Genomic DNA, 12,070 nt, shown 5'->3' with positions numbered 1-12,070 from the left:
TTTAGCAGGCATTTACTTTTTCTGAATATCATTATGTTATATTATACCAATATGCGTTTTAAATGCACAACAGCTTATTCCTCAGAGCAATTCACTTGACCTCTAGTTTTGAAGAATTTTTGAGGAATATGTTTTTTATAGCCGAAGGAATAAGGAAGACTGAAGTTCCAATTTTCAGCTCATGTTTGAGAAATTAAAAAAGTCTTAATCGTGTTGGCGATCGGAATATCTCATTCCAATTTACAGCAAGTTGAAAAATATTCATCTCTCTGGCCGCTCCCGTTCTGGCTTTACTACCAAATTTATGTTATTTTGTCAAGCACTTAATCGCAGACGATCGCTTTTTTTTCAAAAAATTTAGCCTACCGTCTAGGAACTCGAACAATTTAAATCTCCAATATTATATTGTTGGGGGGAGGTAGCGGTTAGGTATCATGCCTGCCCTGAACAAGCTTTTATGGAGAAGTCTAATAGAACGGGAGAGGAAGAAAGACTCAAACCCTCAAGCTTATTGATTGCCAGCTTGTTGCAGTCGCAGGAGCTCGGCTTGAATTCGCTGTTTGACTGCCGGATTCGCTTGCTGGAGCAAAGTGAGCTGGTTGAAGCGACTAACTGTCAAACCATTGGTTTCGATAACTTTTTTAGCTTGTTGGCAGTAATTCACCGCGATGCCGCGAACACTTCCAGACAACCTATTAATTTCCTGCTTTTCGTTGCACACTACTCTGGGAACCGATCCCCCAGCCATTCCTTTAATTTCGTTAAAAGCTTCCACCCGTCTGGGTTCTATTGCCAACACAGCGCGAGCGTAGCTAGTAATTTCCTCGCTGCTAATCTCTTGAGCTTGGGCTGCAGCTCCGAAAACGAGGTTTGGGGATTGTGCGTACAAACCGGGCGCCCATCCGCTAGCTAAAGCTGCTGCAGAAAAGATGCCAAGCAACAGCGATTGTCGCAGCATCCGGTTGATGCCAAATTTAGAGGTGTTTATTGAGGTGTTCATGGTCGTCGGTGATTGATTGCGTGTAAATAAAAATGACACAGCGCTGGGAGGCTCAATCTTTTTGAATAATCTGGTTGCTAAAAAGTTCCTGCCATTGGTGACTATTTTGAATTCCACCAGGATGGTTGGGGAGTTGCTACGAGGATCGACTTTTTAGCAAATTCAATAATTTCATTCATTATAACATCTGTCGGAAGTTGACAAAATTCAAACTTTAGATAGTAAGTTTAATTACATAGCGTTCCTCAATAGCCTCTTCCAAGAATTCTCAAAGCGCAAATATTAAATAATTATAAAAGTTATTGACAAATTACTCGCCTTAATTAGTCTCATCAAGGTACGCGCTAGCAAAGGTATCTTCCCACAGGGGTTCCCCTTCCCAGTAGGGGTTCCCGTAGGGTAGGGAAGCGCCTGGAAGGCTAGGTCAAATTTAGCAGCAATCGCACTCATCAATTTGGGCGAAGATTTATTTAATCTTAAGCGGTGGTGGATTTGTCGATCGAGAAAATCTCCGGCTGGTTTGGCTGCTGACGGAGCCAGAGGCGGAACAAAAATCATGTTTTACTACCCGAAGATAGAGACTGCAGCAGGGAACTAGACATTAAAATCTTGTTATCAAAATGCGCGCTATCTGTTTTTGGCAGTCAACGGGCATACCTTCGATTCCACTTCTGGCTTCCTCCAGTTTGGGGCTGTGAAAATTTGTCTGAGACTTATCCAGAAACCTGGTTTTTCTACCCAATAAAATCGTTACAGCCACCAGCAAGAGTAGACAAACACGCAAAGCTGGAATTTTTGGCTCTCAGTTTTATGGCCCTCTCGATCGCAGATAGCGAATTTTGGCAAGCATTATCGCAGCAATTTAACAATTATTAATTACCGATTACCCATGAAAAGTCAAAAAGAAATTTGGCGAGTTATTCTCGCAGTAGCTATCAGTATTGTAGGCGTGCTGCACTTTGCAGTACCCGCACCTTTTATACGAATCGTGCCACCCCAGCTTCCTTACCCAGAAGCCTTAGTTTATATCAGCGGTTTTTTCGAGATTTTGGGCGGCATTGGGCTGTTAGTTCCTCCTGTCAGCAGGGCAGCGGCATGGGGATTAATTGCCTTGTTTATTGCCGTGTTTCCAGCTAATATCAATCAAGCCGTCAACAACATTCCCATAGAAGGGATTCCCCACAACCAATTACTGTATTGGTTCAGGCTGCCTTTTCAAGCTGTCCTCATTGCTTGGGCCTGGGTTTATACCAAACCAGACGAAGGTCAACCCCGGGCTTCTATAGTTCCAGATAGAACAGAAAATGCCCGATGAAGCAGTTCGACTACTCTTTGGATTTTAAGAACATCGACTTTCGACAGCACCCGGAACTTTATCGCGTAGGGAAAGGAGAACAGGGAGTGCTGTTGGTGGAACCCTACAAAGGAGAAATTCTGCCTTTCTGGAGATTTAAGACTCCTGAAATTGCCAGGGAATCCAGCAGCAAAATTTACTCCTTGTTTTTAGAGTATCTCGATCGCGAGGATTTTGTGGGAGCAGACATGGCCCGCAAGTTCTTACAGATGGGGTATACTCGATCGCGTCGCTACGCCAACCACAAAAGCGGTCGAAAATACCAGCAAAACCCTCAGAAGCTGAAGTCTGCTGCAGAGCAAACCGCCGCTCGAAAAGATATTTTGCCCCTACAAGCAGATCCGGTGAAAGCAGAATCCGCCGCCATTTTTCAAGAAAAATGGATGCTGGCTAAAATCAACGAGAAATATCTCGAGCTTTTAGTCAGACACCGGCAGATGTACGAATCTTATTTAGTCAACGCTGAGGATTGACATACATTTACAAAAACTCAGAACTTACACTTTAGCCCCATCGGCAGCAGTGTAGTTGTGCTTGCCTATCTGGGTCCCACCTCTTGGCGTGGCCCTACTATTTACTCGTCATCTTCTTCTGTTTGCCACTGTCGCCAAATTTCAAAGGCATTAAAGCCCCTGTATTGCAGGTAATTCAAGACTTTGCCCTTGGTTTTCGGATCTGCTTTACCCCAAGTATCGATCTTGTATTTCCGCATTACTTTGGCTTTTAATTCGGCCCGTTTTTCTGCTTCGGAGTCCTGATTTTCGGCAATTTCTTCTTCCCAGACTTGCTCGAACAAATCGTTGGTAATTCCTTTTTGCAGGCACTTGCGCTTGATGGCCGACTTCCCGTATTTGCCTGCTGCAGAGGCGATCGAGTTTGCCACCAAGCGAGTGTCGGACTGATAGCCGCGGTCTTGAATTTGCGCGATCGCCTCCAATATTTCCTCATTGCCAAAACCTTTCTCTTGCCCCTTTTTGCGAAGTTCAGAGGCACTGTAGTCTTTGCGGGACAAGAGAAAATAGAAATAGTCAAGACAGCTCATCAGTTCAATCGAAGGGTGGCGCGCAAATACTCGTGTAGCGAATGCCAAATCCAGTCGCCTTGCTATCGGCTGACTGCATCACGATCGCCTCTATTCTTCTGTATCCTCCTCTTCATCATCCACATCCACATCCGGTCTGTCCACATCGATCTGAATCAAGCGAATATGCTTATATCCGAGCTTAATTTCAAACTCGTCTCCCGGCTTTAATCCCATTTCTTGGGTATAATTTGCCCCGATCACGATCGAACCATTCTTGTGAACGCTAGCTCGATAACTCGCTTCTCGCCCGCGTCCGTCTGCTTTCGACTTCTCTAGCTCAATGCCCTTAGCAGCTAACACTGCATCGTAAAACTCAGCCAGATTAATCCGGGTTTCTCCACTTTTGCTGACAGTGAAGTAGCCGCAAAGCTTTGCAAGTTCTCTGCGCGGCAAATCACTGCCTTTGATTTTTTGAAGCAGACCTTTTCCTGTTAAGGGTGCTGTAGCTGTTTCTGCCATTGACCGTACCTCGCTTATTGGACTTTACTTATATCAATTACAACACATTAGATTAACTTTGTTTCACTGTCAATACTAAGAATTCTCAATATTTAAGATTCTGGATAAATTTCTGCAGCCTCAAGACCGGGGGTGCAAGTAAGGATGCTCGAAGGGCGATCAATTTGCTGCTTGCGGCCCAAATCCTTGCGTAAGCCTCAGAGCGATCGCGGGGGGAATTATTGTCGCAAATTAAATGCTTTACTTTTTTACAGTAAAGTCTGTTCCCTGCATTCACCAATCCCCGATCGAGTCTGCGGTCAAGGTAAAAACAAGACAGCCATGAATCGAAATACCTAGAGCGCGTCCGCTGCAAATCTGGCGAAAGCATTTACCTGCCGGGGTTAACTTTTACCTCAACAACGGGAGGCAGCACTTGTTCTCGATGCCGCTGCCAGCTACTTGCAAAACCAGTTTACAAAAAGAATCCAACTGTAGGCCAGCTCCAAACCCTTATGGAATAAGTCATTCCCAATTCTTCAATCTAAAATCTAAAATCTAAAATCTAAAATGGTATAAACCCTACTTTTTGGGCTGGAAATCCCCTCAAAACCCCAAATACCAACGAGCAATCTTCTATTAAGGTGTTGGGCATATAACTTCCACAGAACGCAGTCTAGGGAAGGCAATCCGGTAAAAATTGAAGGAAATTTCACATCTTCGTTGAAGGGGTTTAACCTAAAATCAGACTCAATGGGCGCGGCAGAAACATCGGGCAGCCACTAAGAGGGGAATAGTTTTGATCGGGCGAGATTGCTTCGCGGCTCTTAACACTTCGCCACGAATCAGTAGATATGTAGGGGGAAGTCGGGAAAATCTTCCTCCTCCGGCCCCAAGCCAGAGAATTTGAGGTTATTTCCACAGGGGAATTGAAAAAGACCGAGTTAAATGCACAACTGCTTAAATGTTTGATGCACTACAAATTAGCAGCGGTTCCCGACATGGACTTTCGATGGAAATGTATTGGTTTCCACTCGTGGGCTGTAAACTGCCAGACTCTCAAAATTTATCCACCAACTGGAGGGGCGCGTCAAACTCACAGCCGCTTCCATAATTAATTATTGTGAAATATACCAACCGCACTGACGGCGAGGACGTTCTTAATTGTTGCAACTATGGCTTTTATTGTCTTGTGCCGAATGACGAATGCTCCTGCTGCCGAATCAGCCCGCCCAAAAACGCATACAAACCACCGACTCCTGTCGTGGAGACATCTAAATTTTAGACTCTTGTTCAAGCTTGCAGATTCATCTGTGGAGTAAATCTAAAATCTCAACTCTTTCGACTCCGGGCTCAAGCCGAAGTCGAAAATCTACAATCGACTGACGAATTATATCAAACAGTCCCGGAGTTCCTCTCTCGACGAGAAACCCGGTTTCTTCCTAGATGGTTGGTTGCGCTGCTGCTTATTTTCGGTAAAAACCGACTTGATGAAGGTAAGTCCGAGATTCGATCGAGCAACATACTTTCGATCGCTTTTCCACCGACAGCCGATCGCGAATGGTCAGCAAAAACCTCACCCAGTTTGGAGCTAGGCCAAAAGGGTCTAAATTCGGCATTGCAGTGGGCGACCGCTTTTAGTGGCGTTGTTGCAGGTAATTTTGCGACAGGGGAGTCCGTACCGCCGGCAGTAACTCTTCAGGTTTCGTGCCTCGCTGGTGCGAGTACCGCCATCCAAAAAAGCCAGCACTCAAAGCAACGGGCAACAAGCAAAGCATTAGGCCCACAGATTTTTTCAACCCCGGTTTTTTTAACGGTTTTTGAGTCGGTGCAGCGGCGCGAGTTGCTTGGATCGCCGAACACTCAGAATTAGGAATAGAGCACTCCGAAGCCGTCGGTGAGTTCGGTGAATTAGTAGCATCGGCTCGATCGTTCTGGTGAACCCAATCCCTGCGATCTTTTAATTGGTCGGGAAAATATTCCCAGACTTCGCCGTCTGAACTCTCTGACTCATGCGATCGATTGGCTGGCATTGGCGGGTATTGGGCGATCGCCGAGAGTGAAGGTGGCGCATTCCATTCTGTACCCGCCAGAGCCGGCTGCGTTCCCGACGCGATTATTTGCATCCGAGACCCGGATGTCGCGCTGTGGGTTGGGCCACCGATCAGATAGCCGTCAAAGTCCGGGTGCTGGTAGAGAATGGGCAAAGCCCAGTATAGCTGGTGAGAACCGTAGGCAGAAATTAGCCCAGCTCTGGCCCGGCTCAGGCTGAGATCGACTGGATAGCCTTGATTGAGGTTGCGGTAAAACAACCGCGTCAGAGTTAGCGCTACATCGTCGGGGATGCTTTCTGCCATTGCTAGCACCGCCGGAATGCCCCGCTTCACTAAAGCTTCGGTTAAGTTCCGTTCCGGGCTGTCGTCCGCGAGGTTTGAGGGGTCGCCGTAGGCGCCGCGGCAGGAGTTGAACACGGCCATCTGAATACCGTTGTTAACGAGCAATCCAGCTAAGTCGTCGCCACTCAAGGTTTCGGTTAAGCCGGTCCGGCTGCTGACTAGGTAGAGTTCGCCACCTCTGGAACCTAAGTTGCTGTGGCCTGCGTAGTGCAGGACTTGGTAGTGTCCTTGTTCTAGGGCTTGGGTAAGTTGTTCTCGATCGGGCTGTTCGAGAATAGTCAGTTGAATTTCCGGAGAATGCGGGCTGTTTTTGAGAGGATTAGCGCTGCGGTTTTGGAGTTCTTGTTGCAGGTGGAGCACTTCTCGCTTGAGCTGCAAGCTGTCTCGATCGCTCGGAGAGGCGATCGCCATTAAAATTTTTAGTGGCCCGCTACTAGGCACTATCCGGGTTTGTTTGAACAAACTTGTACCTGGTTGGTAGCGAGAAAACACGACATCGGTGCCGGTTGCCAAAGGGCGATCGCCGGCGTGCAGAACTTCCCACGGCAGTCGCGGCAAGCGCCGGCCTTTGAGTCCGAGTCGCAGTTGCAGCACTTCTCGGCGGTGCTGGGCGATGCCTTGAGCGCAAGTCCAGCTATCGCGCAAGTTTCCTTGAAACAGCCCGCTGTATAATTGTTGCCCCAGGGCTACTAAATTCGGCGCTGAGTTGTTTCCCGAACGGGAGAGGCCGCGACCAGCAAAATTGGTTCCCTGTACTGCTTTTCCCTGGAGCAAGCCCACCAGCGGGTCGTTCATCAGTTGAGCAGATAGTGCAAGCCATTCGTCGATCGGCCAGCGGACTTGTTGTTCGGCTAAGGGTACACCGGGTGCAACCCTTTCTGTCCTGACTAGATATTCGTCGTCCCCAACAGGGGTGACTGAGAGTTGAAATTCCTGGCTCACCGATTTAGCGCCCTCCCGCCTTAATTCTGAATTTGCCTGCGTTTTTGCGGCTAGCAATAGCGATCGGCAAAATAATTTTTACTCTTCCAATCAAAGTTTCTGAATGCGCTTCCCCCGATCGGGCGATCGCTGGGGTGATATATATTTGTTCAAACACTTTGAGGATATAAAAGTTGTACTTTAATAACAGTTTATTAGTTTTGATTGCCCTGTGGCTCGGTGAAAGCCGAATTTTCTCCAATCTTGCTATCTTTAACATTTTGCACCTCTACCGCAGACCCCTTTAGATTCGCCGTGAACATGAGTTTCTCATTGCTGAGTAAAGTAAAATTGGAGGCACTTTACCAGGCGGATCTCTAGTTCTTATTAAAATTACTTCGGGTCTCGCCAACCGGTTTCAGGGCAATATCGCAGGGAAAGTTGAGTATTTTATTTTTTTTGGCGATCGGTCGATCTCTCTTTACCGCTTATCCTCTACCACCAGCCCCCCATGTGTAATCTTGATTTTGTGTCAATTAATTAATTGGTCAGCCCTGGGTTCTCATCCGTAAGCCCTCCGCCCTCATCCTTAAGACCTCAGTGGCGATCGGTAATCGATAGTGGACCATCGATAATTGCTAATAACTGATTGCTAATTTACCGCTTTTATGATATAGAAAAGTTTTAATTTAACTCTCTTAATTTAGTTAAAGTTAAGCAGCAAAAATAAACGTAAGCAGCCAAGAACTCTCAACAATACAACGGCAATTAAATTATTCCGGTACTCTCAAGCAAGCATCATTTTTGGCACCTACAGGATTAAGCCTCATCAGGCCGGTTCCTCGGAGAATTATTCGATATGGTAGCGAAGCCTCTACGAAGCAACCGGGTTTGGCAGCCTCGCCGTGGGTCATTCCCGCTGAAAATGCCGATCGAGCTTGCAACTATCACCAAAAACGCATCATTCGCATATACTACTTTTTACTATATTTTGCAATATGTCTTTAGATAGATATATTTTAGCAGAACTCTTAGTATTGAGCTGAAAAAAAAATTTTTCTCAGTTCGCGAGATTTCCTCGAATCGAGAGAAAATTGTGCAACTAAAAATTAGAACAAATATTTGCCCTGCCTAATTATCTAAATTTCTAATTACTCATCGGGAACTAAAATTAGAAACGTGCAGTCGTTTAGTCAAGAGATTCAAATCCTAAGTCAGGGAAGGATTTGTTAAAGCTGGGAGTGTTACAAAACTTCAATACACCCAGCCGAGATCGGAAAAAAAGCAAGGGTAAAATTTGGGGGATACAAGTTTTGGGTAGTTATTTAGGAGTTGTCAGTTGCGAGTTTAAATTCAGCTAATTTACTGTAGAAATTACGTAGAAAATCTACAATCAGGGGCCCTTCGGCGCAGCTTACTGTAGAAATTACCGAGAACATCTTAAATTCTCGAAGTTTCGGCGTAGCCTTTACAGTGTAGGTTGCGGATCAATTAATTTTGGTACGCAATTGCAGAATATAAAACTCGCAACAGAGCGAAAAAAAACCTTGCCGTTTAAGTGGCATCTATAAGAGTAAAGATGAGGAAACCAGCTCCTCTAGCAGGCGAAAGCATGAAGTTAAAAAAAATCTTCTGCTGCCTCCTGTTTGCTGATAAATTGATTCTAAGAAGCTTACCATTTTTGGGGAAATATCCACAATGGAACCAGACGTAACAACGTTGTTAGAAGAAGGACAGGGAACACTTTTTCCCGCTCAAAATGAAACACAAAATCCTGTGGGGGATTTAGGCAAAAACAGCCCTCCAAATTCCGCTCCGGACTTAGCCAAGTTAATTCAGGTAGCGCTCACCGAAAACACCGCCGACATTAACGCCTTATTTCCGGATCAGTCTAACGGTGCATCCAAAACAGGTGCTACGGATAACAGCTCAATAGCTCAATTTAACGACATACCCGAAGAAGGTGCGGGCAAGGATGATGGCAACGGCATCGATCGCCGCCGAACCGTCATCGGCAGCGATGACGATGACGAAATTGTCGCCACGGAGAATACCGAGGAGATATTCGGCAAGAAAGGCAAGGACAAAATCAAAGCAAACCGTGGCAAAAAATATAAAATCTACGGCGGTAAAGATGACGATGATTGTGAGGGCGGCGATGACGACGATGAAATAAAGGGCGATCGGGATAAAGACAACGTTAAGGGCGGCAAAGGCAACGACAAGCTTAACGGCGGTAAAGATAACGATACCGTGATGGGCGGTACCGGCAACGACACCTGCGAAGGCGATGACGGCGATGACTGGGTCCACGGCAACGAAGGAGATGATAAGGTTGACGGCGGCGCCGGCAACGATACCGTCTATGGCGGCAAAGGCAACGACGATTGCGGGGGCGGCGAAGGCAACGATGCCGTCAGGGGCGACACAGGCAAGGACAACGTTAGCGGGGGCGACGGCAACGATACCGTTAACGGTGGCAAAGATAACGATACCGTGATCGGCGGTGCCGGCAGCGACAACTGTGCAGGCGACGACGGCGACGACAGCGTTAGCGGCGGCATCGGCGACGATACCGTACTCGGCGGTGCCGGCAGCGACAACTGTGCAGGCGACGACGGCGACGACAGCGTTAGCGGCGGCATCGGCGACGATACCGTGATCGGCGGTGCCGGCAGCGACAACTGTGCAGGCGACGACGGCGACGACAGCGTTAGCGGCGGCGACGGCGACGATACCGTGCTCGGCGGTGGCGGCGACGATACCCTCGTGACTGGCGACGGCAATGACATGGCAGACGGTGGCGAGGGCGACGACAGCGTTAGCGGCGGCGGCAACGGCAACGATACGCTGATGGGCGGCAACGGCAACGATACGCTGATGGGCGGTACTGGCAACCATACCTGTGTCGGCGGTGCTGGAAATGACGTTTATGTCGTGAGTAACAGTACCTCTGGGGCAAGTGCAGTCATCACTGACTTCGAGGACGGCAGCGACAAGTTTCTGCTGTTTGGGGACTTGAACTTTAGCAGCTTGACCTTTATACAAGTCGGTGGCAATACCGAAATTCGGGTCAATAACTTCGCGCTGGCGCTATTGTTGAATGTCAACGCAACGCTGATCACGGCTGGCGACTTTTTGGGAGTTAATCCTCAAACTCCAACTCCAACTCCAACTCCAACTCCAACTCCGAACCCGATTTCTAACCCTCCGCGAGTGGAAGCTAATCAGCCCTTGACTGCTGGTTCCAGCGGCGGCGAGCGAACTATTACTTCTGAGTTGTTGCGGTTTGTCGATGACGAGCAAGGTCCTAGCAACACAGTCTTCAAGCTAACCGAGCTGCCCGATGCTACAACCGGCCAACTATTCTTTAAGGGAGTCGCCGTAACACAAGTCGGTTTTACCTTCACTCAAGCAGACGTTAACGCAGGGTCGTTAAGTTTCAAAGCGGCAGTAGGTTTTATCGGTGCGCTTAGTTTTGGTTTTGAAGTTAGCAACGGCAAAAGATCTCTCACCGGCCAGCGTTTTAGCTTGAACGTCGAGCGAAATGTCTTTAAGTTTGCTGGCACTACAGAAGGTCAAGTTATTGTCGGTTCTGGGACGCTCGATAACGACATCGAAGGCAGCGACGGTGACGATGACATTACAGCCGGCAAAGGCAAAGACAAAATCATCGGTGGCAAAGGCAAGGACAAAATTAAAGCAGGCGATGGCGATAACGATATCGACAGCGGCGATGACGATGACGATATCGAAGTCGGTAAAGGCAAAAACAAAATCAAAGCAGGCAAAGGCAACGACAAAGTTAAAGCCGGCGATGATGATGATGATATCGACGGCGGCGATGACGATGACGATATCGACGGTGGTAAAGGCAAAAACACACTAAAAGGAGGCTTGGGCAAGGACAAAGTTAAAGGCGGCGATGATGATGACGATATCGACGGCGGCGATGACGATGACTCGATCGACGGTGGCCTCGGCATAGACAAAATCATCGGCGGTAGTGGCAATGACACATTAATCGGAAATGAGGGCGATGACTCGATCGAAGGCGGTCTAGGAACCAATAATCTGAGTGGGGGTAATGGGAAAGATACCTTTATTTACCTCACTTCCCGCCAAGAGATTCAAACAGTTGTAGAAGCTGACTTTATTACTGACTTTAATGTCGATGACGATGTTTTACAGCTTTCTACGGCAGCTTTTGGTAATCTCAGCGTTTCTAGCTTGACCCGACTGGATATTACTGCTACTACTGCTGTTGGGTCGATCGGCAGCGCTAACTTGCTCGATTTCAGCCTGGATACCACTGTTAACAGCATCGCGTCTTTGCAAGCGCGGTTTAGAGCTTTGGGTGGCAACTCAGACGCGCCTACTTTCTGTCAGTTTATAGATGCCGAGACCGGCCGTGCTGTACTGGTATTTAATGTTGGGGCGCGCTTTGAAATTGTGACCAGTTTCTCAGTCAACATTCGCCTGCAAGTTAGTAACTTTGTCTTCATCGGCGAGCCACTAAATGTTCCTGTCGGTACTGCCGGTCCTGACAATTTCGATTTCGGCACTTATCCGGCTGCTGTTAAGTTCGATGGTTTAGCAGGCGATGACAAGATTGTCGGCAGCAATTTTAACGATACCATCCTCGGTGGCGACGGCAACGATACCATCACCGGCGGCCTTGGTTTGGATGTCATAAGCGGCGGCAGTGGTGCGGATCTGTTTGTTTACAGGACAACTAAAGAAGGCGGCGATAAAATTTCCGACTTTACTGTTGGGGTAGACAAATTCGAGTTCAGCGCGAGCGCTTTCGGTAATTTGACTACGACTAACTTTGACGCTGTAAGTGGTTCAAATCCTGACATTACTGGCAAAGAGTT

Annotated in this window: 10 protein-coding genes; 3 read left to right on the top strand and 7 right to left on the bottom strand. The window is 47.6% G+C overall.

Annotated elements, in window-relative coordinates:
- Positions 1 to 508: 508 nt before the first annotated feature.
- The gene (locus QUA33_RS21640; RefSeq protein ID WP_333095689.1) at positions 509 to 1,000 is read right to left on the bottom strand and encodes a DUF4168 domain-containing protein; all 492 of its coding nucleotides are present in this window, start codon (positions 998 to 1,000) and stop codon (positions 509 to 511) included.
- A 282-nt stretch (positions 1,001 to 1,282) separates the two neighbouring features.
- Entirely contained in the window at positions 1,283 to 1,558 is a 276-nt protein-coding gene (locus QUA33_RS21635; protein ID WP_333095690.1) for a hypothetical protein, read from the bottom strand.
- A gap of 331 nt (positions 1,559 to 1,889) precedes the next feature.
- On the opposite strand from QUA33_RS21635, the gene QUA33_RS21630 reads away from it, so the two are divergent.
- On the top strand, positions 1,890 to 2,315 hold the full coding sequence (locus QUA33_RS21630) for a DoxX family protein (protein ID WP_333095691.1): 426 nt from the start codon (positions 1,890 to 1,892) through the stop codon (positions 2,313 to 2,315).
- Complete coding sequence (locus tag QUA33_RS21625) at positions 2,312 to 2,827, top strand: DUF4385 domain-containing protein (protein WP_333095692.1); 516 nt, start codon at positions 2,312 to 2,314, stop codon at positions 2,825 to 2,827. The genes QUA33_RS21630 and QUA33_RS21625 overlap by 4 nt, the downstream gene beginning before the upstream one ends.
- A 101-nt stretch (positions 2,828 to 2,928) precedes the next feature.
- On the opposite strand, the gene QUA33_RS21620 is transcribed toward QUA33_RS21625, so the two are convergent.
- From QUA33_RS21620 to QUA33_RS21600, 5 genes are all read right to left on the bottom strand, one after another.
- The gene (locus tag QUA33_RS21620) at positions 2,929 to 3,444 is read right to left on the bottom strand and encodes a RecX family transcriptional regulator (protein WP_333151037.1); all 516 of its coding nucleotides are present in this window, start codon (positions 3,442 to 3,444) and stop codon (positions 2,929 to 2,931) included.
- Positions 3,445 to 3,486: 42 nt separating this feature from the next.
- Entirely contained in the window at positions 3,487 to 3,897 is a 411-nt protein-coding gene (locus QUA33_RS21615) for an AbrB family transcriptional regulator (RefSeq protein ID WP_172184952.1), read from the bottom strand.
- A gap of 1,445 nt (positions 3,898 to 5,342) precedes the next feature.
- Positions 5,343 to 5,495, bottom strand: a complete 153-nt coding sequence (locus QUA33_RS21610; RefSeq protein ID WP_333095696.1) for a hypothetical protein — start codon at positions 5,493 to 5,495, stop codon at positions 5,343 to 5,345.
- 18 nt (positions 5,496 to 5,513) lie between these two features.
- Positions 5,514 to 7,214, bottom strand: a complete 1,701-nt coding sequence (locus tag QUA33_RS21605; protein WP_333151035.1) for a CHAT domain-containing protein — start codon at positions 7,212 to 7,214, stop codon at positions 5,514 to 5,516.
- Positions 7,215 to 7,218: 4 nt separating this feature from the next.
- On the bottom strand, positions 7,219 to 7,473 hold the full coding sequence (locus QUA33_RS21600) for a hypothetical protein (protein ID WP_333095699.1): 255 nt from the start codon (positions 7,471 to 7,473) through the stop codon (positions 7,219 to 7,221).
- A gap of 1,418 nt (positions 7,474 to 8,891) precedes the next feature.
- Here QUA33_RS21600 and QUA33_RS21595 point away from each other — a divergent pair.
- A partial coding sequence (locus QUA33_RS21595) for a cadherin-like domain-containing protein (RefSeq protein WP_333151033.1) occupies positions 8,892 to 12,070 on the top strand: 3,179 nt, incomplete at its 3' end.

The sequence above is a fragment of the Microcoleus sp. Pol14D4 genome, assembly GCF_036701245.1.
Taxonomy (GTDB): Bacteria; Cyanobacteriota; Cyanobacteriia; order Cyanobacteriales; family Microcoleaceae; genus Microcoleus.
The sequence above is the reverse complement of the archived record's forward strand: the minus strand, read 5'-3'. Positions and strand labels throughout refer to the sequence as shown.